The organism is Enterobacter sp. Crenshaw (assembly GCF_024734705.1).
GTDB lineage: Bacteria > Pseudomonadota > Gammaproteobacteria > Enterobacterales > Enterobacteriaceae > Enterobacter > Enterobacter asburiae_B.
Window position 1 is genome coordinate 4,198,661 of record NZ_CP102932.1, and the last position, 18,775, is coordinate 4,217,435.

The following is an 18,775-nucleotide window of genomic DNA, read 5'->3' on the forward strand; positions in this document are numbered from 1 at the left end:
CCCCGGATACAAGGATCATCGTGTCTAAAACACTACGTATTATCTTCGCGGGAACCCCTGATTTTGCAGCGCGTCATCTTGACGCGCTGTTATCGTCTGGTCACCAGGTTGTTGGCGTCTTTACCCAGCCCGACCGTCCTGCTGGTCGCGGCAAAAAACTGATGCCGAGCCCGGTAAAGGTGCTGGCAGAAGAGCATGGGCTACCCGTATTCCAGCCCGCATCGTTACGCCCACAGGAAAATCAGCAGCTGGTTGCTGACCTGAATGCCGACGTAATGGTGGTGGTAGCTTACGGTTTAATTCTGCCAAAAGCTGTGCTTGATATGCCCCGCCTGGGTTGCATCAACGTGCATGGGTCTCTGCTCCCGCGCTGGCGTGGTGCTGCACCAATCCAGCGCTCGCTGTGGGCTGGTGATGCCGAAACGGGCGTTACTATCATGAAGATGGACGTAGGTTTAGACACAGGCGATATGCTGTATAAACTGGCGTGCCCCATAACGTCAGACGATACCAGCGCTACGCTGTATGACAAACTGGCAGACCTTGGCCCACAAGGGCTTATCGAGACGCTCCAGCAGCTTGCAGACAATACGGCGAAACCGGAAGTTCAGGATGACGCGCTGGTGACTTATGCCGAAAAACTGAGCAAAGAAGAAGCGCGTATCGACTGGTCCCTGTCAGCCGCGCAGCTTGAACGCTGCATTCGCGCTTTTAATCCGTGGCCGATGAGCTGGATGGAGATTGATGAGCAGCCGGTGAAAGTCTGGAAAGCCTCCGTCATTAGCGGTACTACCACGGCTGAACCCGGTACGATTATTGACGCCAACAAGAACGGAATTCAGGTGGCGACTGGGCAAGGGATCCTGAATCTTGAATCGCTACAACCGGCCGGTAAGAAGGCCATGAGCGCTCAGGATCTGTTAAATTCCCGTCGCGAATGGTTTATTCCGGGCAATCGTCTTGCCTGAGCAAATCTATCCTTAAGGCCCGGTGTTTCCGGGCATTTTTATTTTTACGGTTATGAAAAAACAAAATCTACGCAGTATGGCGGCTCAGGCCGTTGAGCAGGTTATCGAGCAGGGCCAGTCCTTAAGTAACGTCCTGCCTCCCCTGCAACAAAAAGTATCTGATAAAGACAAAGCCCTGCTTCAGGAGCTCTGCTTTGGCGTTCTGCGCACGCTTTCTCAGCTTGAGTGGCTGATTAACAAGCTGATGTCACGCCCAATGACAGGCAAGCAACGCACCGTACACTATTTGATTATGGTGGGTTTTTATCAGCTTCTTCATACCCGCATCCCACCTCATGCCGCGCTGGCTGAGACGGTTGAAGGCGCCGTTGCGATTAAACGCCCTCAACTGAAAGGTCTGATCAACGGCGTACTGCGTCAGTTCCAGAGACAGCAGGAAGAGCTTCTGGCTGAATTTACCCAAAGCGAAGCACGTTTTCTGCACCCGGACTGGCTGTTGAGGCGCCTGAAAAAAGCTTATCCACAGCAGTGGCAGGAGATTGCCGATGCCAACAACCAGCGCCCGCCAATGTGGCTACGCGTGAATCGTAATCACCACACTCGTGACGCATGGCTGGCATTACTTGAAGAAGCTGGAATGAGTGGATTCCCGCATGAAGCCTATCCGGATGCCGTACGCTTAGCCTCACCTGCACCGGTACATGCATTACCCGGTTTTGATGAAGGTTGGGTAACCGTACAGGATGCCTCGGCGCAGGGTTGCATGACCTGGCTTGAACCCAAAAATGGTGAGCAGATCCTCGATCTTTGCGCCGCACCTGGGGGCAAAACGACGCATATTCTGGAAGTGGCTCCGCAGGCCAGCGTGATGGCAGTGGACGTCGATGAACAGCGTCTCTCACGCGTCTACGACAACCTCAAGCGTCTCGGCATGAAGGCTCAGGTTAAGCAGGGCGATGGACGCAAACCCGCAGAATGGTGCGGTGAAACCCAGTTCGATCGCATTTTGCTGGACGCCCCCTGCTCTGCAACCGGTGTTATTCGTCGTCATCCGGACATCAAGTGGCTACGCCGCGATCGTGATATTCAGGAACTTGCCCAACTGCAATCCGACATTCTCGACGCCATTTGGCCGCATCTTAAATCTGGCGGAACGCTGGTCTATGCGACCTGCTCCGTACTGCCGGAAGAAAACAGCCAGCAAATCGCGGCCTTCCTTAAACGTACGCCGGACGCCGCGCTGAGCGATACGGGAACGCCTGAATGCCCGGGTCTGCAGAACCTGCCGGGTGCTGAAGAGGGCGATGGCTTCTTTTACGCTAAGCTAATCAAAGAGTGATGTTGAGAACAGGTCACGAGATATGAAGATTATCATTCTGGGTGCAGGACAGGTGGGCGGAACGCTGGCGGAAAACCTGGTTGGCGAAAACAACGACATCACAATTGTTGATACCAACGGCGATCGTCTGCGTGTATTACAGGACAAGTTTGACCTGCGCGTGGTGCAGGGTCATGGTTCGCACCCACGTGTTCTTCGTGAGGCGGGCGCCGACGATGCCGACATGCTGGTTGCGGTAACCAGTTCTGACGAAACCAATATGGTGGCCTGTCAGGTGGCCTACTCGCTTTTCAACACGCCAAACCGAATTGCGCGTATTCGCTCTCCGGACTATGTTCGCGATGCTGAAAAACTGTTTAATTCCGAAGCGGTCCCCATTGACCACCTCATCGCGCCAGAACAGCTGGTTATCGACAATATCTATCGCCTGATCGAATATCCGGGTGCCTTGCAGGTGGTTAACTTTGCCGAGGGCAAAGTGAGCCTGGCAGTGGTTAAGGCCTATTATGGCGGACCATTAATCGGCAATGCGCTTTCCACCATGCGCGAGCACATGCCGCATATTGATACGCGCGTTGCAGCGATTTTCCGCCACGACAGGCCAATTCGCCCGCAAGGCTCCACGATTGTCGAAGCCGGTGATGAGGTCTTCTTTATTGCGGCCTCACAGCATATTCGTGCGGTGATGAGTGAACTTCAGCGTCTCGAAAAACCCTATAAGCGCATTATGCTGGTCGGCGGTGGCAATATCGGTGCCGGCCTGGCACATCGGCTGGAAAAAGATTACAGCGTGAAGTTGATCGAGCGCGATCAACAACGTGCTGCTGAACTGGCGGAAAAACTGCAAAATACGATTGTATTTTATGGTGATGCGTCGGATCAGGAGCTACTGGCTGAAGAGCATATTGATCAGGTTGATCTCTTTATTGCCGTCACCAACGATGACGAGGCGAATATAATGTCCGCCATGCTCGCGAAGCGCATGGGGGCAAAAAAAGTCATGGTGCTTATTCAGCGCAAGGCGTATGTCGATCTGGTTCAGGGTAGCGTTATTGATATTGCTATTTCCCCTCAGCAGGCGACAATTTCCGCGCTCCTGAGCCATGTTCGTAAAGCGGATATTGTCGGTGTGTCATCGCTCCGCCGTGGCGTAGCGGAAGCCATTGAAGCCGTTGCTCATGGAGATGAAACGACGTCGCGCGTCGTCGGCCGTTCGATCGACGAAATTAAACTGCCGCCAGGCACGATTATCGGCGCCGTTGTGCGCGGGAATGATGTCATGATTGCCAATGATAATTTACGAATTGAGCAAGGCGATCACGTTATTATGTTCCTTACCGATAAAAAGTTTATTACCGACGTCGAACGTTTATTCCAGCCAAGTCCATTCTTCCTTTAAAGAATTGGGTGCTCGAGAAAGAGCACCCTTACTTTATCCTTTTCATTTCTGTGCCTTTTATTTTTCATAATGTTTAATTATCCCGAATGGCAATTGGCTAATGATTTGTTAAACTTAAACTCGTCAGCTGGCACAAGGAGAGAACAATGAGTTTTATTAAAGAATTTCGCGAATTTGCGATGCGCGGGAACGTGGTGGATTTGGCAGTGGGTGTCATTATTGGTGCGGCATTCGGTAAGATTGTTTCATCATTAGTGGCCGACATTATCATGCCACCTTTAGGGTTGTTAATCGGCGGCATTGATTTCAAACAGTTCGCTTTCACGCTGCGTGAAGCGCAGGGTGATGTTCCGGCAGTAGTGATGCACTACGGCGTATTTATTCAGAACGTATTTGATTTTGTGATTGTCGCGTTTGCCATATTTATGGCCATCAAGCTGATCAACAGGCTCAACCGTAAAAAAGAAGAGCCAGCTGCAGCACCTGCGCCAACGAAAGAAGAAGTGCTGTTGAGTGAGATCCGCGATCTGTTAAAAGAGCAAAATAACCGCATCTAATCAACAGATAAAAGCAGGAAGGCCAGTGGTAAATAAGCGATTCGCTTGCTTGCCACTGGCCTCCCAGTTACCCCGTTTTTCATGTTTGTCTTTACGCAGATAACTTCCTTTCCCTTTTTTATTCTTCTCAACGCGCTGCCTGAATAACGGGTCGTGAAGTAACGCCTCAATGGCATTGTCCTTAATTTGTCCTTTCGTGTGCTGATAGCGGCTCATAATGTCTCCAGAGCAGGGTTTATGACGAAGCGAGTCTAGACCCGGTTGAACTAAAAATCAACAGCCCTGCGTTTCTCCACTCGCTCCCTGTTCAAGGGCTTCGAGAATTGAACAGTAAATGCTGCTGTGGGCCGTACCGCAGCAGGCATCATTCAGCCTTTGCAGAGAGCGCTGCATGGTTTGCAGTTCCTGTATACGCGCTTCAACTTCATCCAGCCGGGCCTGCACTATGCTTTTAGATTCCTGGCAGGTGTGATGTTCCGGATCGATGCGGATCGATAATAATTCGCGGATCGAATCCAGTGTGAAACCGAGCTGACGCGCATAACGAATAAACCGCAGGCGCTGCAGATCGTTATCGGTATAAAGGCGAAAGCCCCCTTCAGTCCGAACTTCATGATCGATCATCTGCTGCTTTTCGTAATATCGGATGGTATCCGGCGTGACATTAGCAAGCTTCGCAAGTTCACCGATACGGTACATAACTACTCCTCGTTTATTTTCTGCATCAATCTTTCACCGAATTCACCGCGCAAAAAATCAGTGTTCATACCAGCCTGGCGCAGCTTGAGTTCAAGCAGGGCGAGGCGGCGGCTAAGTTCAGAATGTCGTGGATCGTCATAGCGGATCCCTTTGAGAAGATCGGCCAGTTCAACAGCCTCTCTGCGCTGTTCGAGCTCCGGGGGGAGACAGCCCGCATTTTTCAGTAAACGGTATCCAGCCCGTAGTTCAGGCGCGATGTGCGAGTCATCGTCAAGCGCAAGGGGTTCACCGCTCCCCGGGAGATCGTCGAATTCACCTTTTTTTTGGGCATCGCGAATATGGCGTTCTGCCCACTGGTCGAGCAACCACATTACCAGCTCCAGGGGATGAACAGAATTGATACAGACATTGTAGAGAAGTGGGGGTATCGCGGATATAAAAAAACCCGCCGGAGCGGGTTTTTTTACGTTACTGCAGATTACTCTGCAGCAGCTTCTGCTTTCTCTGAACGATCAACCAGCTCGATGTAAGCCATCGGCGCGTTGTCGCCTGCACGGAAACCACACTTCAGAATGCGAGTGTAACCACCGGCACGGCTCGCGAAACGCGGGCCCAGTTCGTTAAACAGTTTTGCCACGATCTCGTTATCACGAGTACGGGCGAATGCCAGACGACGATTAGCAACGCTGTCAGTCTTGGCAAGAGTAATCAGCGGCTCAACTACGCGACGCAGCTCTTTCGCTTTAGGCAGGGTCGTCTTGATGATCTCATGACGAACCAATGAACCTGCCATGTTGCGGAACATAGCCTGGCGATGGCTGCTGTTGCGGTTCAGTTGACGACCACTCTTACGATGGCGCATGACCTTATCCTTCTCAGTAAAACCTTAACCTGTGATCCGGTTACTCGTCAGCAATGCTTGCCGGTGGCCAGTTTTCCAGGCGCATGCCCAGAGACAGACCACGTGAAGCCAGCACGTCTTTAATCTCAGTAAGAGATTTTTTACCCAGGTTCGGCGTTTTCAGCAACTCAACCTCGGTACGCTGTACCAGATCACCGATATAGTGGATAGCTTCTGCCTTAAGGCAGTTAGCAGAGCGGACAGTCAATTCGAGATCGTCAACAGGGCGCAGCAGGATCGGATCGAATTCTGGTTTCTCTTCTTTAACTTCCGGCTGACGTACATCACGTAAGTCAACGAAAGCTTCAAGTTGTTCTGCCAGGATGGTCGCCGCACGACGAATCGCCTCTTCAGGATCGATTGTGCCATTGGTTTCCATTTCGATGACCAGCTTGTCCAGGTCGGTACGCTGTTCTACACGCGCTGCTTCAACATTGTAGGCAATACGCTCTACAGGGCTATAGCATGCGTCGACCAGCAGACGGCCGATTGGGCGCTCATCTTCTTCCGAATGAATTCGGGCAGAAGCCGGCACATAACCACGACCGCGCTGAACTTTGATACGCATGCTAATAGCTGCGTTCTCATCGGTCAGGTGGCAGATCACGTGCTGCGGCTTGACGATTTCAACATCACCGTCGTGGGTGATGTCGGCTGCAGTCACAGGGCCAATGCCAGATTTATTCAGAGTAAGAATAACTTCATCTTTACCCTGAACTCTCACCGCCAGCCCTTTCAGGTTGAGCAGGATTTCAAGGATATCTTCCTGAACGCCTTCTTTGGTGCTGTACTCATGAAGTACACCATCAATCTCAACCTCGGTCACCGCGCAACCCGGCATCGATGAGAGCAGAATACGGCGCAGTGCGTTACCCAGAGTATGGCCAAAGCCACGCTCTAAAGGCTCAAGGGTCACCTTGGCGTGCGTCGAACTCACTTGCTCGATATCTACCAGGCGCGGTTTTAGAAACTCTGTCACAGAACCCTGCATTGTGTCCTCTCTTTGGTACTAAGCTTTACTTGGAGTAAAGCTCGACGATCAGGTGTTCGTTAATGTCCGCAGACAGATCAGAACGTTCTGGCTGACGCTTGAACGTACCTTCCATCTTGCCAGCATCAACTTCCAGCCAGGTTGGCTTTTCACGCTGCTCAGCCAGCTCCAGAGCGGCCTTCACGCGAGATTGCTTTTTCGCTTTCTCACGAATGCTAACAACGTCATTCGCTTTAACCTGATAAGAAGCGATGTTAACAACACGACCGTTTACCATGATTGCTTTGTGGCTAACCAGCTGACGTGATTCAGCACGAGTAGCGCCGAAGCCCATACGGTATACAACGTTGTCCAGACGACCTTCCAGCAGAGCCAGCAGGTTTTCACCTGTGTTGCCTTTCAGACGTGCTGCTTCTTTATAGTAGTTACGGAACTGACGCTCCAGCACACCGTACATACGGCGAACTTTTTGCTTTTCACGCAACTGCACACCATAGTCAGACAGACGCGGTTTACGCGCACCGTGCTGGCCAGGAGCTTGTTCAATTTTACACTTGGTATCGATCGCGCGAACGCCAGACTTAAGGAATAAGTCGGTGCCCTCACGACGGCTCAGCTTGAGCTTAGGACCCAAATATCTTGCCATTTTCTATCTCCAACTAACCTAAAAAACGGAGCGTTATACGCGACGTTTTTTCGGCGGACGACAACCGTTATGAGGGATCGGAGTCACATCAGTAATATTCGTGATGCGGAAACCAGCGGCGTTCAGAGCGCGAACAGTAGATTCACGACCCGGACCCGGACCTTTAACCATAACTTCCAGATTCTTGATGCCGTATTCTTTTACGGCTTCTGCGCAACGCTCTGCTGCAACCTGAGCTGCGAACGGAGTGGATTTGCGAGAACCACGGAAACCGGAACCACCGGCTGTTGCCCAACCCAATGCGTTACCCTGACGATCAGTAATAGTAACGATGGTGTTGTTGAAAGAAGCATGGATATGAGCCACGCCGTCAGAGACTTGTTTTCTTACACGTTTACGTGCACGAACTGGTGCCTTTGCCATTATTCAATCACCCCGATTATTTCTTGATCGGTTTGCGCGGACCCTTACGGGTACGTGCGTTGGTCTTAGTACGCTGACCGCGCACTGGCAGACCACGACGATGACGCAAACCGCGATAGCAACCAAGATCCATCAGGCGCTTGATGCTCATGCTGATTTCACGGCGCAGATCACCTTCAACGACAAATTTGGCAACTTCGTCACGCAGCGTGTCGATTTGTTCTTCAGACAGCTCACTGATCTTAACATCTTCAGCGATACCCGCTGCAGCCAGAATGGCTTTAGAACGGGTCTTGCCGACGCCGTAGATCGAAGTTAATGCGATCACAGCATGTTTCTGATCAGGAATGTTAATGCCTGCTATACGGGCCACTATGCACTCCTACTATTTAATATGTACGCACCATGCTGAAAAGCCCGTTTTCAGGATACTCAAATGGAAACGTACAGACATACAAAAGATTGGCTGGCTAATCTAGCCAGCTCAACCCAACTTTGCAAGAAAAATATGCGAAATAATCAGCCTTGGCGCTGTTTATGCTTCGGCTCGGCACTGCAAATCACACGGATGACACCATCACGCTTAACGATTTTGCAGTTACGGCATAATTTCTTGACGGAAGCACGAACTTTCATTTTTACTCTCCGTAACTTCTCAGGCGACCATTTAGCGGCCGTAGCCTTTCAGGTTCGCCTTCTTCAATGCAGACTCGTACTGACTGGACATCATCAGAGTTTGCACTTGAGCCATAAAGTCCATAATCACGACAACAACGATAAGCAGTGAGGTCCCACCGAAGTAGAACGGTACTTTCATTGCATCACGCATGAACTCCGGGATCAGGCAGATAAAAGTAATATAAAGCGCACCAACCAAAGTCAGGCGAGTCATTACTTTATCGATATACTTCGCCGTTTGCTCTCCCGGACGAATTCCTGGTACAAATGCACCGGACTTCTTCAGGTTATCTGCTGTTTCACGCGGGTTGAAGACCAACGCCGTGTAGAAGAAACAGAAGAAGATGATCGCAGACGCATAGAGTAACACATAAAGTGGTTGCCCAGGCTGCAAATACAGCGAAATTGTTGTCAGCCAGTTCCAACCAGTACCGCCCCCGAACCATGACGCGATGGTCGCCGGGAACAGAATAATACTGGAAGCGAAGATAGCCGGGATAACCCCCGCCATGTTCACTTTCAGCGGTAAATGTGTGCTCTGTGCAGCATAGACACGACGACCCTGCTGACGTTTAGCGTAGTTCACCACAATGCGGCGTTGACCACGTTCAACGAAGACAACAAAGAACGTCACTGCAAATACTAATACTGCAACCAACAGCAACAGGAGGAAGTGCAGGTCGCCTTGACGCGCTTGCTCGATAGTATGGGCGATGGCTGGCGGGAGGCCCGCAACAATACCGGCGAAGATAATGATAGAGATACCGTTACCGATACCACGCTCAGTAATCTGTTCGCCGAGCCACATCAGGAACATAGTCCCTGTGACCAGACTTACAACAGCGGTGAAATAGAATGCAAAGCCCGGGTTTAACACCAGGCCCTGCATACCAGGCATATTCGGCAGACCGGTAGCAATACCGATCGACTGGAATATTGCCAGCACCAGAGTACCGTAACGGGTGTACTGACTAATCTTACGACGTCCAGACTCCCCTTCTTTCTTCAACTCTGCCAGGGCCGGATGAACGACCGTCAGCAGCTGGATAATAATAGATGCCGAAATGTACGGCATAATACCCAATGCAAAGATAGAAGCACGGCTGAGAGCACCACCAGAGAACATGTTGAACATTTCAATGATGGTGCCTCGCTGTTGCTCAAGCAGTTTGGCAAGTACAGCGGCATCGATACCAGGGATCGGAATAAAAGAGCCAATACGGAACACAATCAGCGCGCCGATAACAAACAGCAGTCTGCGTTTCAGCTCGCCAAATCCACCTTTGGCACTTTGAAAATCTAATCCCGGTTGCTTAGCCATCTGCTACTTATTCCTCAATTTTACCGCCAGCAGCTTCGATAGCAGCACGAGCACCTTTAGTAACACGCAGGCCACGAACAGTTACCGGAGTAGAAACTTCACCAGCCAGGATCACTTTCGCGAACTCGATCTGGATACCGATAATGTTTGCTGCTTTCAGCGTGTTCAGGTCTACAACGCCGCCTTCAACTTTCGCCAGGTCAGACAGACGGATTTCCGCTGTGATCGCTGCTTTGCGAGAGGTGAAGCCGAACTTCGGCAGACGACGGTACAGTGGCATCTGGCCACCCTCGAAACCGCGACGTACGCCACCGCCAGAACGAGAGTTCTGACCTTTGTGACCACGACCACCGGTTTTGCCGAGGCCAGAACCGATACCACGACCCAGGCGTTTACCCGCCTTTTTAGAGCCTTCGGCCGGAGACAGAGTATTTAAACGCATCTCTTACTCCTCAACTTTAACCATGAAGTAAACCGCGTTGACCATACCACGAACAGCAGGAGTATCCTCGCGCTCAACGGTATGACCAATACGACGCAGACCCAGGCCAAGCAGCGTTGCCTTGTGTTTCGGCAGACGACCGATTGCACTGCGGGTTTGAGTGATTTTAATAGTCTTTGCCATGGTCAATTACCCCAGAATTTCTTCAACGGATTTACCACGCTTGGCAGCGACCATTTCTGGAGAATTCATATTTTCCAGGCCATCAATAGTTGCACGAACCACGTTGATCGGGTTGGTGGAACCATATGCTTTGGCCAGAACGTTATGAACCCCAGCAACTTCCAGAACGGCGCGCATTGCACCACCGGCGATGATACCGGTACCTTCTGAAGCTGGCTGCATGAATACACGAGAACCCGTGTGAACACCTTTAACTGGGTGTTGCAGGGTACCGTTGTTCAGCGCGACGTTAATCATATTGCGACGGGCTTTTTCCATCGCTTTCTGGATCGCTGCTGGAACTTCACGCGCTTTACCGTAACCAAAACCAACGCGACCGTTACCATCGCCTACTACAGTCAGAGCTGTGAAGGAGAAAATACGACCACCTTTAACGGTTTTAGATACGCGGTTTACCGCGATCAGCTTTTCCTGCAGTTCGCCAGCCTGTTTTTCGATGTGAGCCATCTTACACCTCTACCTTAGAACTGAAGGCCAGCTTCACGGGCAGCATCTGCCAGTGCCTGGACACGACCATGATATTGGAACCCGGAACGGTCAAAGGAAACATTGCTGATGCCTTTTTCCAGAGCGCGTTCAGCAACAGCTTTACCTACAGCTGCAGCGGCGTCTTTGTTACCGGTGTACTTCAATTGTTCTGAGATAGCTTTTTCTACAGTAGAAGCAGCTACCAGAACTTCAGAACCGTTCGGTGCAATTACCTGTGCGTAAATATGACGCGGGGTACGATGTACCACCAGGCGAGTTGCACCCAGCTCTTTGAGCTTGCGGCGTGCGCGGGTCGCACGACGGATACGAGCAGATTTCTTATCCATAGTGTTACCTTACTTCTTCTTAGCCTCTTTGGTACGCACGACTTCGTCGGCGTAACGAACACCCTTGCCTTTGTAAGGCTCAGGACGACGGTAGGCGCGCAGATCTGCTGCAACCTGACCGATCAGCTGTTTATCAGCGCCTTTCAGCACGATTTCAGTTTGAGTCGGACATTCTGCAGTGATACCGGCCGGCAGCGGATGCTCAACAGGGTGTGAGAAGCCCAGAGACAGGCCTACTGCATTCCCTTTGATAGCTGCACGATAACCTACACCAACCAGCTGAAGCTTTTTAGTGAAGCCTTCGGTAACACCAACAACCATTGAGTTCAGCAGGGCACGCGCGGTACCAGCCTGAGCCCATCCATCCACGAAACCATCACGTGGACCGAAGGTCAGAGCGTTATCTGCATGTTTAACTTCAACAGCTTTGTTGAGGGTACGAGTCAGCTCGCCGTTTTTACCTTTGATCGTAATAACCTGACCGTCGATTTTTACATCAACGCCGGCAGGAATAACGACCGGTGCTTTAGCAACACGAGACATTCTTTCCTCCGATTAGGCTACGTAGCAGATAATTTCGCCACCAAGACCAGCCTGGCGCGCTGCACGATCAGTCATAACACCTTTAGAGGTAGAAACAACTGCGATACCAAGACCAGCCATAACTTTTGGCAGCTCATCTTTTTTCTTATAGATGCGCAGGCCTGGGCGGCTGACACGCTGAATGCTTTCTACAACAGCTTTACCCTGGAAATACTTAAGAGTAAGTTCCAGTTCCGGCTTGGTGTCGCCTTCAACTTTAAAATCTTCGATAAAACCTTCTTCCTTCAGCACGTTGGCAATTGCCACTTTCAGCTTGGCGGAAGGCATGGTGACCGCAACTTTGTTCGCGGCCTGACCGTTACGGATACGGGTCAGCATATCCGCGATCGGATCTTGCATGCTCATCTGTCTTTACTCCCGTGATTCAATTGGTAATTACCAGCTAGCCTTTTTCAAGCCTGGCACTTCACCGCGCATGGCGGCTTCACGCAGTTTGATACGGCTCAACCCAAACTTGCCCACATAACCATGTGGACGACCTGTTTGACGACAGCGGTTACGCTGACGAGACGGGCTGGAATCACGCGGCAGAGACTGCAGCTTGAGAACCGCATTCCAACGATCTTCGTCGGAAGCGTTCACATCAGAAATGATCGCTTTCAGTTCAGCGCGTTTAGCGAAGAATTTATCAGCTAAAGCTACGCGCTTTACTTCGCGTGCTTTCATTGATTGCTTAGCCATTCAGTAACCCTACCTTACTTGCGGAACGGGAAGTCAAAGGCAGCCAGCAGAGCACGGCCTTCTTCGTCAGATTTCGCAGTAGTGGTAATGGTAATATCCAAACCACGCACGCGGTCGACTTTATCGTAGTCGATTTCTGGGAAGATGATCTGCTCACGGACACCCATGCTGTAGTTACCACGACCGTCGAAAGACTTAGCGGACAAGCCACGGAAGTCACGGATACGTGGAACAGCAATAGTGATCAGGCGCTCAAAGAACTCCCACATGCGTTCGCCACGCAGAGTTACTTTACAGCCGATCGGATAGCCCTGACGGATTTTGAAGCCTGCAACAGATTTGCGTGCTTTGGTGATCAGCGGTTTTTGACCGGAGATTGCTGTCAGGTCAGCTGCTGCGTTATCCAGCAGTTTCTTGTCAGCGATCGCTTCACCAACACCCATGTTCAGGGTGATCTTCTCGACCCGAGGGACTTGCATGACAGAATTGTAGTTAAACTCAGTCATGAGTTTGTTAACTACTTCGTCTTTGTAGTAATCATGCAGTTTCGCCATCGTACTACTCCAAATTACTTGATAGTTTCGCTGTTAGACTTGAAGAAACGGACTTTTTTGCCGTCTTCGAATCTAAAGCCTACACGGTCAGCCTTGCCGGTAGCCGCATTGAAGATTGCAACGTTAGAAACCTGAATAGCAGCTTCTTTTTCAACGATGCCACCTGGTTGGTTCAGGGCCGGAACCGGCTTCTGATGTTTCTTAACCAGGTTGATACCTTCAACGACAAGTTTGCCGGAAGACAGAACATTTTTTACTTTACCGCGTTTACCTTTATCTTTACCGGTTAACACGATAACTTCGTCATCACGACGGATTTTCGCTGCCATGATTCGCTCCTTAGAGTACTTCTGGTGCCAGAGAGATAATTTTCATGAACTTCTCAGTACGAAGTTCACGAGTTACCGGCCCAAAGATACGCGTGCCGATAGGCTGCTCGCTGTTATTGTTTAAAATAACGCATGCATTACCATCGAAGCGAATGACAGAACCGTCAGGGCGACGAACACCCTTCTTGGTGCGCACCACTACCGCCTTCAGCACATCACCTTTTTTGACCTTACCACGTGGAATTGCTTCCTTGATGGTGATCTTGATGATGTCGCCTACGCCTGCGTAGCGACGGTGCGAGCCACCCAGAACCTTGATACACATTACGCGACGTGCACCGGAGTTGTCGGCGACGTTCAGCATAGTCTGTTCTTGGATCATTTTAGTGCTCCGCTAATGTCAACTACTACCTGAGACTCTAAAATCAGAGCCGTTAAAAAGCCCCATATCGAGGGCGCGGCATTATAACACCGCTTCTGCAATATGGGTAGAAAAAATAAACGGCTCATCGCTGAGCCGTTTATTCGTATTGAGAAGGCGTACTGTATTACAGAACCGCTTTCTCTACAACGCGAACCAGCGTCCAGGACTTAGTCTTGGACAGTGGACGGCATTCACGGATTTCAACCTTGTCGCCGATACCACATTCGTTGTTCTCGTCATGTACGTGCAGTTTGGTCGTACGCTTGATGAATTTACCGTAGATCGGGTGTTTCACAATACGTTCGATAGCTACAACAATGGATTTCTCCATTTTGTCGCTAACAACACGACCTTGCAGAGTACGGATTTTATCGGTCATTACGCACCCGCCTTCTGAGTCAGTAAAGTCTTAACGCGTGCAACATTGCGACGCACTTGCTTCAGCAGGTGAGTCTGTTGCAGCTGGCCACTTGCAGCCTGCATACGCAGGTTGAACTGCTCACGCAGCAGGTTCAGCAGCTCAGCGTTCAGCTCTTCAACGCTTTTTTCACGCAGCTCTTTTGCTTTCATTACATCACCGTCTTAGTTACAAAGGTGGTTTTGATAGGCAGTTTCGCTGCTGCCAGGCCGAAGGCTTCACGGGCCAGCTCTTCCGGAACACCGTCCATTTCATAAAGGACTTTGCCCGGTTGGATCAAGGCAACCCAGTACTCCACGTTACCTTTACCTTTACCCATACGAACTTCCAGTGGCTTCTCGGTGATCGGTTTGTCCGGGAATACACGGATCCAGATCTTACCTTGACGCTTAACTGCACGGGTCATTGCACGACGTGCTGCTTCGATCTGACGTGCAGTCAGACGACCACGGCCAACAGCTTTCAGACCGAAAGTGCCGAAGCTAACATCCGTACCCTGCGCCAGACCACGGTTGCGGCCTTTGTGCACTTTACGGAATTTTGTACGCTTTGGTTGTAACATCAGCGACGCTCCTTATTTACGGCCTTTACGCTGCTGCTTTTTAGGTTGAGCAGCCGGTTTTTCCGGTTGTTCAACAGCAGCCATACCACCCAGGATCTCACCTTTGAAGATCCATACCTTAACGCCGATTACACCGTAAGTGGTGTGCGCTTCAGAGGTGTTGTAGTCGATGTCAGCACGCAGAGTGTGCAGCGGTACACGACCTTCGCGGTACCATTCGGTACGTGCGATTTCCGCGCCGCCCAGACGGCCGCTAACTTCAACTTTGATACCTTTAGCGCCCAGACGCATTGCGTTCTGTACAGCACGCTTCATAGCACGACGGAACATAACACGACGTTCCAGCTGTGAAGTGATGCTGTCAGCAACCAATTTAGCGTCCAGTTCAGGCTTACGAACTTCAGCGATATTGATCTGTGCAGGAACGCCAGCGATATCCGCTACGACCTTGCGCAGTTTTTCTACGTCTTCGCCTTTCTTACCGATAACGATGCCAGGACGAGCAGTGTGAATAGTCACACGGATGCTCTTCGCTGGACGCTCGATAACGATACGAGATACAGACGCTTTAGCCAGTTCCTTAGTCAGGTACTGACGTACTTTAAAATCGCTGTCCAGGTTGTCAGCGAATTCTTTGGTGTTCGCAAACCAGGTAGAGTTCCATGGTTTTACAATACCCAGGCGAATACCATTAGGATGTACTTTCTGACCCATTGCTAGTCTCCAGAGTCTCAGCGATCGGACACAACCACAGTAATGTGGCTGGTGCGCTTCAGGATGCGATCTGCACGACCTTTCGCACGCGGCATAATGCGCTTCATGCTTGGGCCTTCATCTACGAAAATTTTCGCGACTTTCAGATCGTCGATGTCAGCGCCATCGTTGTGTTCAGCGTTAGCAATGGCAGATTCCAGTACTTTCTTGACCAATACCGCAGCTTTCTTGTTGGTATAGGTCAGGATGTCCAGGGCCTGCGACACTTTCTTACCGCGAATCAGGTCAGCAACAAGGCGAACCTTCTGAGCAGAAGAACGAGCATGGCGATGTTGAGCTAAAGTTTCCATCTCTTCCTCCTACCTTATTTCTTCTTCGCTTTTTTATCAGCAGCGTGGCCGCGATAAGTACGAGTCGGTGCGAATTCACCCAGTTTGTGACCAACCATTTCGTCGGTAACAAAGACTGGAACGTGCTGACGACCATTATGGACAGCGATGGTCAAACCGATCATGTTAGGAAAGATCGTTGAACGACGGGACCAAGTGCGCAGGGGCTTCTTGTCTCCGCTTTCCACCGCTTTCTCTACCTTCTTCAGCAAGTGCAGGTCAATAAAAGGACCTTTCTTGAGAGAACGTGGCATGGCTTATCCTCTAAAATTATTTGCTACGGCGACGTACGATAAATTTATCAGTACGCTTGTTGCTGCGGGTCTTCTTACCTTTGGTCTGAACGCCCCACGGAGTTACCGGGTGCTTACCAAAGTTACGACCTTCACCACCACCATGTGGGTGGTCGACTGGGTTCATCGCAGTACCGCGAACGGTAGGACGAACACCACGCCAGCGTGCAGCACCTGCTTTACCCAGAACGCGCAGCATATGCTCAGCATTGCCAACTTCGCCCAGAGTAGCGCGGCAGTCTGCTTCGACTTTACGCATTTCACCAGAACGCAGACGCAGGGTGACATAAGCACCATCACGAGCAACGATCTGAACGTAAGTACCAGCGGAACGTGCCAGCTGACCGCCTTTACCTGGTTTCATTTCTACGTTATGAACGGTAGAACCAACCGGGATATTGCGCATCGGCAGGGTGTTGCCTGCTTTGATTGCAGCATCAACGCCAGACTGAATCTGGTCGCCAGCTTTCAGGCCTTTAGGGGCCAGGATGTAACGGCGTTCGCCGTCTTTGTACAGAACCAGCGCGATGTTCGCGGAACGGTTCGGATCGTACTCAAGACGTTCAACAACTGCTGGGATACCGTCTTTGTTGCGTTTGAAGTCAACAATACGATAAGCCTGCTTGTGGCCACCACCGATGTGACGAGTGGTGATACGGCCATTGTTGTTACGACCACCGGATTTGCTGTTTTTTTCCAGCAACGGAGCAAAAGGTTTGCCCTTGTGCAGCTCAGGGTTAACCACTTTAACTACGTGGCGACGACCCGGAGATGTCGGTTTACATTTAACAACTGCCATTGTATTACTCCTCCGACTTACTCAGCGCCGCCAACGAAGTCCAGATTCTGGCCTTCTTTCAGGGTGACGTAAGCTTTTTTCCAGTCGCTACGACGACCGATACGCTGTCCGTGACGTTTAACTTTCCCTTTAACTACCAGGGTGTTAACGACTTCGACTTCGACTTCAAACAGTTTCTGCACAGCAGCTTTGATCTCTGCTTTGGTCGCGTCTTTAGCAACTTTGAGAACGATGGTGTTTGTTTTTTCCATCGCAGTAGACGCTTTTTCAGAAACGTGCGGTGCGCGAAGCACCTTCAGCAGACGTTCTTCACGAATCATGCCAGCATCTCCTCAACTTGCTTAACAGCATCAGCAGTCATTACGACTTTGTCGAAGGCGATCAGGCTAACCGGGTCGATACCAGTCGCATCGCGTACGTCAACCTTGTGCAGGTTACGTGCGGCCAGGAACAGGTTCTCGTCCAGCTCACCGGTGATGATCAGCACATCTTCCAGAGCCATGTCTTTCAGTTTCTGTGCCAGCAGCTTAGTTTTAGGCGCTTCAACAGAGAACTTCTCGACAACGATCAGACGATCCTGACGTACCAGTTCGGACAGGATGCTTTTCAGCGCGCCGCGGTACATCTTTTTGTTAACTTTTTGACTGTGGTCCTGTGGACGCGCAGCGAAGGTCACGCCACCTGAACGCCAGATCGGGCTCTTGATAGAACCTGAACGCGCACGGCCGGTACCTTTCTGGCGCCATGGCTTTTTGCCAGAACCAGTTACTTCAGCACGAGTCTTCTGAGCACGAGTACCCTGACGAGCACCAGCTGCATAAGCAACAACAACCTGGTGAACCAGCGCTTCGTTGAAATCACGACCGAAGGTAGTTTCGGAAACAGTCAGCGCGCTCTGCGCGTCTTTCAATACTAATTCCATTGCTATCCCCTTACGCCTTCACAGCTGGTTTAACGATCAGGTCGCTACCGGTTGCACCCGGAACTGCACCTTTAACCAGCAGCAGGTTGCGCTCAGCGTCAACACGTACTACGTCCAGGCTCTGAACGGTCACACGTTCGTTACCCAGCTGACCTGCCATTTTCTTGCCTTTGAACACTTTGCCCGGAGTCTGGTTCTGACCGATAGAACCCGGAACGCGGTGAGACAAGGAGTTACCGTGGGTAGCGTCCTGGGTACGGAAGTTCCAGCGCTTAACGGTACCAGCAAAACCTTTACCTTTAGAGGTACCGGTTACGTCAACTTTTTTAACGTCAGCAAACAGCTCAACGCTAATGTCCTGACCTACGGTGAACTCTTCGCCTTCAGCAAGACGGAATTCCCACAGACCACGGCCAGCTTCTACGCCAGCTTTAGCGAAGTGACCCGCTTCTGGTTTGGTTACACGGTTAGCTTTTTTAGCACCAGTGGTCACCTGAACAGCGCGGTAGCCATCGTTAGCCAGATCTTTAACCTGGGTAACGCGGTTTGCTTCAACTTCGATTACGGTTACTGGGATTGAAACGCCATCTTCAGTGAAGATGCGGGTCATGCCCACTTTTTTACCGACTAAACCAATCATTGTATCAACCTCTCAATCGCTCGAT

The 18,775-nt window shown here is 50.9% G+C and carries 34 protein-coding genes; 4 read left to right on the top strand and 30 right to left on the bottom strand.

Annotation, left to right across the window (positions count from 1 at the left end; translation table 11 throughout):
* Window positions 1-20: 20 nt before the first annotated feature.
* The 4 genes from fmt (at window position 21) to mscL (ending at window position 4,263) form a co-directional block, all read left to right on the top strand.
* Window positions 21-968 carry a methionyl-tRNA formyltransferase gene (fmt, locus tag NWV12_RS19980; protein ID WP_039262757.1) on the top strand — a complete coding sequence of 316 codons (948 nt, stop codon included), beginning with the start codon at window positions 21-23 and terminating at the stop codon, window positions 966-968.
* A gap of 52 nt (window positions 969-1,020) precedes the next feature.
* On the top strand, window positions 1,021-2,307 hold the full coding sequence (rsmB, locus tag NWV12_RS19985) for a 16S rRNA (cytosine(967)-C(5))-methyltransferase RsmB (RefSeq protein ID WP_048979828.1): 1,287 nt from the start codon (window positions 1,021-1,023) through the stop codon (window positions 2,305-2,307).
* A 22-nt stretch (window positions 2,308-2,329) separates the two neighbouring features.
* On the top strand, window positions 2,330-3,706 hold the full coding sequence (gene trkA / locus NWV12_RS19990) for a Trk system potassium transporter TrkA (protein ID WP_008503482.1): 1,377 nt from the start codon (window positions 2,330-2,332) through the stop codon (window positions 3,704-3,706).
* Between the two features lie 146 nt (window positions 3,707-3,852).
* Window positions 3,853-4,263 carry a large-conductance mechanosensitive channel protein MscL gene (mscL, locus tag NWV12_RS19995; RefSeq protein WP_048977001.1) on the top strand — a complete coding sequence of 137 codons (411 nt, stop codon included), beginning with the start codon at window positions 3,853-3,855 and terminating at the stop codon, window positions 4,261-4,263.
* On the opposite strand, the gene NWV12_RS20000 is transcribed toward mscL, so the two are convergent.
* The 30 genes from NWV12_RS20000 to rplC form a co-directional block, all read right to left on the bottom strand.
* Window positions 4,264-4,479 (bottom strand): alternative ribosome-rescue factor A, encoded by a 216-nt coding sequence (locus tag NWV12_RS20000; protein ID WP_023333665.1) that lies wholly within the window; start codon window positions 4,477-4,479, stop codon window positions 4,264-4,266.
* Between the two features lie 57 nt (window positions 4,480-4,536).
* Window positions 4,537-4,962: a Zn(2+)-responsive transcriptional regulator gene (gene zntR / locus NWV12_RS20005; protein ID WP_029740638.1), complete on the bottom strand. Its 426-nt coding sequence runs from the start codon at window positions 4,960-4,962 to the stop codon at window positions 4,537-4,539.
* Window positions 4,963-4,964: 2 nt separating this feature from the next.
* On the bottom strand, window positions 4,965-5,333 hold the full coding sequence (locus NWV12_RS20010) for a DUF1992 domain-containing protein (protein ID WP_048977002.1): 369 nt from the start codon (window positions 5,331-5,333) through the stop codon (window positions 4,965-4,967).
* A gap of 107 nt (window positions 5,334-5,440) precedes the next feature.
* Entirely contained in the window at window positions 5,441-5,824 is a 384-nt protein-coding gene (gene rplQ / locus NWV12_RS20015; RefSeq protein WP_001216368.1) for a 50S ribosomal protein L17, read from the bottom strand.
* Between the two features lie 40 nt (window positions 5,825-5,864).
* Window positions 5,865-6,854, bottom strand: a complete 990-nt coding sequence (locus NWV12_RS20020) for a DNA-directed RNA polymerase subunit alpha (RefSeq protein ID WP_002919219.1) — start codon at window positions 6,852-6,854, stop codon at window positions 5,865-5,867.
* Window positions 6,855-6,879: 25 nt separating this feature from the next.
* Window positions 6,880-7,500 (bottom strand): 30S ribosomal protein S4, encoded by a 621-nt coding sequence (gene rpsD, locus NWV12_RS20025; protein WP_004868345.1) that lies wholly within the window; start codon window positions 7,498-7,500, stop codon window positions 6,880-6,882.
* 33 nt (window positions 7,501-7,533) lie between these two features.
* Window positions 7,534-7,923 (bottom strand): 30S ribosomal protein S11, encoded by a 390-nt coding sequence (gene rpsK / locus NWV12_RS20030; protein WP_003863312.1) that lies wholly within the window; start codon window positions 7,921-7,923, stop codon window positions 7,534-7,536.
* Window positions 7,924-7,939: 16 nt separating this feature from the next.
* Window positions 7,940-8,296 carry a 30S ribosomal protein S13 gene (gene rpsM / locus NWV12_RS20035; protein ID WP_003863308.1) on the bottom strand — a complete coding sequence of 119 codons (357 nt, stop codon included), beginning with the start codon at window positions 8,294-8,296 and terminating at the stop codon, window positions 7,940-7,942.
* Between the two features lie 146 nt (window positions 8,297-8,442).
* The gene (gene rpmJ / locus NWV12_RS20040) at window positions 8,443-8,559 is read right to left on the bottom strand and encodes a 50S ribosomal protein L36 (protein ID WP_000868187.1); all 117 of its coding nucleotides are present in this window, start codon (window positions 8,557-8,559) and stop codon (window positions 8,443-8,445) included.
* Between the two features lie 31 nt (window positions 8,560-8,590).
* Entirely contained in the window at window positions 8,591-9,922 is a 1,332-nt protein-coding gene (gene secY, locus NWV12_RS20045) for a preprotein translocase subunit SecY (RefSeq protein WP_003863305.1), read from the bottom strand.
* Between the two features lie 7 nt (window positions 9,923-9,929).
* Window positions 9,930-10,364, bottom strand: a complete 435-nt coding sequence (gene rplO / locus NWV12_RS20050) for a 50S ribosomal protein L15 (RefSeq protein WP_003863304.1) — start codon at window positions 10,362-10,364, stop codon at window positions 9,930-9,932.
* Between the two features lie 3 nt (window positions 10,365-10,367).
* Complete coding sequence (rpmD, locus tag NWV12_RS20055; RefSeq protein WP_003863301.1) at window positions 10,368-10,547, bottom strand: 50S ribosomal protein L30; 180 nt, start codon at window positions 10,545-10,547, stop codon at window positions 10,368-10,370.
* Window positions 10,548-10,553: 6 nt separating this feature from the next.
* The gene (rpsE, locus tag NWV12_RS20060) at window positions 10,554-11,054 is read right to left on the bottom strand and encodes a 30S ribosomal protein S5 (RefSeq protein WP_003863299.1); all 501 of its coding nucleotides are present in this window, start codon (window positions 11,052-11,054) and stop codon (window positions 10,554-10,556) included.
* A 14-nt stretch (window positions 11,055-11,068) separates the two neighbouring features.
* Entirely contained in the window at window positions 11,069-11,422 is a 354-nt protein-coding gene (gene rplR / locus NWV12_RS20065) for a 50S ribosomal protein L18 (RefSeq protein WP_003863297.1), read from the bottom strand.
* A gap of 9 nt (window positions 11,423-11,431) precedes the next feature.
* Window positions 11,432-11,965 carry a 50S ribosomal protein L6 gene (gene rplF, locus NWV12_RS20070; RefSeq protein WP_003863296.1) on the bottom strand — a complete coding sequence of 178 codons (534 nt, stop codon included), beginning with the start codon at window positions 11,963-11,965 and terminating at the stop codon, window positions 11,432-11,434.
* 12 nt (window positions 11,966-11,977) lie between these two features.
* Window positions 11,978-12,370 carry a 30S ribosomal protein S8 gene (rpsH, locus tag NWV12_RS20075; protein ID WP_006178918.1) on the bottom strand — a complete coding sequence of 131 codons (393 nt, stop codon included), beginning with the start codon at window positions 12,368-12,370 and terminating at the stop codon, window positions 11,978-11,980.
* 30 nt (window positions 12,371-12,400) lie between these two features.
* Entirely contained in the window at window positions 12,401-12,706 is a 306-nt protein-coding gene (gene rpsN / locus NWV12_RS20080; RefSeq protein ID WP_003863291.1) for a 30S ribosomal protein S14, read from the bottom strand.
* Window positions 12,707-12,720: 14 nt separating this feature from the next.
* Complete coding sequence (gene rplE, locus NWV12_RS20085; protein WP_001096206.1) at window positions 12,721-13,260, bottom strand: 50S ribosomal protein L5; 540 nt, start codon at window positions 13,258-13,260, stop codon at window positions 12,721-12,723.
* Between the two features lie 14 nt (window positions 13,261-13,274).
* Window positions 13,275-13,589, bottom strand: a complete 315-nt coding sequence (gene rplX / locus NWV12_RS20090; protein ID WP_003863287.1) for a 50S ribosomal protein L24 — start codon at window positions 13,587-13,589, stop codon at window positions 13,275-13,277.
* A 10-nt stretch (window positions 13,590-13,599) separates the two neighbouring features.
* Complete coding sequence (rplN, locus tag NWV12_RS20095; RefSeq protein ID WP_002919748.1) at window positions 13,600-13,971, bottom strand: 50S ribosomal protein L14; 372 nt, start codon at window positions 13,969-13,971, stop codon at window positions 13,600-13,602.
* A 166-nt stretch (window positions 13,972-14,137) separates the two neighbouring features.
* A complete protein-coding gene (rpsQ, locus tag NWV12_RS20100) occupies window positions 14,138-14,392 on the bottom strand; it encodes a 30S ribosomal protein S17 (RefSeq protein WP_008503489.1) in 255 nt (84 codons plus the stop codon).
* On the bottom strand, window positions 14,392-14,583 hold the full coding sequence (gene rpmC, locus NWV12_RS20105) for a 50S ribosomal protein L29 (protein WP_003863282.1): 192 nt from the start codon (window positions 14,581-14,583) through the stop codon (window positions 14,392-14,394). The genes rpsQ and rpmC overlap by 1 nt, the downstream gene beginning before the upstream one ends.
* Entirely contained in the window at window positions 14,583-14,993 is a 411-nt protein-coding gene (gene rplP, locus NWV12_RS20110) for a 50S ribosomal protein L16 (RefSeq protein ID WP_002919759.1), read from the bottom strand. Before rplP ends, rpmC begins: the two co-directional genes overlap by 1 nt.
* Before the next feature lie 12 nt (window positions 14,994-15,005).
* Window positions 15,006-15,707: a 30S ribosomal protein S3 gene (rpsC, locus tag NWV12_RS20115; RefSeq protein WP_000529945.1), complete on the bottom strand. Its 702-nt coding sequence runs from the start codon at window positions 15,705-15,707 to the stop codon at window positions 15,006-15,008.
* A 17-nt stretch (window positions 15,708-15,724) separates the two neighbouring features.
* Complete coding sequence (rplV, locus tag NWV12_RS20120) at window positions 15,725-16,057, bottom strand: 50S ribosomal protein L22 (protein WP_002919773.1); 333 nt, start codon at window positions 16,055-16,057, stop codon at window positions 15,725-15,727.
* Window positions 16,058-16,071: 14 nt separating this feature from the next.
* The gene (rpsS, locus tag NWV12_RS20125; RefSeq protein ID WP_001138117.1) at window positions 16,072-16,350 is read right to left on the bottom strand and encodes a 30S ribosomal protein S19; all 279 of its coding nucleotides are present in this window, start codon (window positions 16,348-16,350) and stop codon (window positions 16,072-16,074) included.
* Between the two features lie 16 nt (window positions 16,351-16,366).
* Complete coding sequence (rplB, locus tag NWV12_RS20130) at window positions 16,367-17,188, bottom strand: 50S ribosomal protein L2 (protein ID WP_000301859.1); 822 nt, start codon at window positions 17,186-17,188, stop codon at window positions 16,367-16,369.
* Window positions 17,189-17,205: 17 nt separating this feature from the next.
* Window positions 17,206-17,508 carry a 50S ribosomal protein L23 gene (gene rplW / locus NWV12_RS20135; RefSeq protein WP_000617546.1) on the bottom strand — a complete coding sequence of 101 codons (303 nt, stop codon included), beginning with the start codon at window positions 17,506-17,508 and terminating at the stop codon, window positions 17,206-17,208.
* Entirely contained in the window at window positions 17,505-18,110 is a 606-nt protein-coding gene (gene rplD, locus NWV12_RS20140) for a 50S ribosomal protein L4 (RefSeq protein ID WP_000424395.1), read from the bottom strand. Before rplD ends, rplW begins: the two co-directional genes overlap by 4 nt.
* A gap of 10 nt (window positions 18,111-18,120) precedes the next feature.
* A complete protein-coding gene (rplC, locus tag NWV12_RS20145; RefSeq protein ID WP_006178923.1) occupies window positions 18,121-18,750 on the bottom strand; it encodes a 50S ribosomal protein L3 in 630 nt (209 codons plus the stop codon).
* Between the last annotated feature and the right edge of the window lie 25 nt (window positions 18,751-18,775).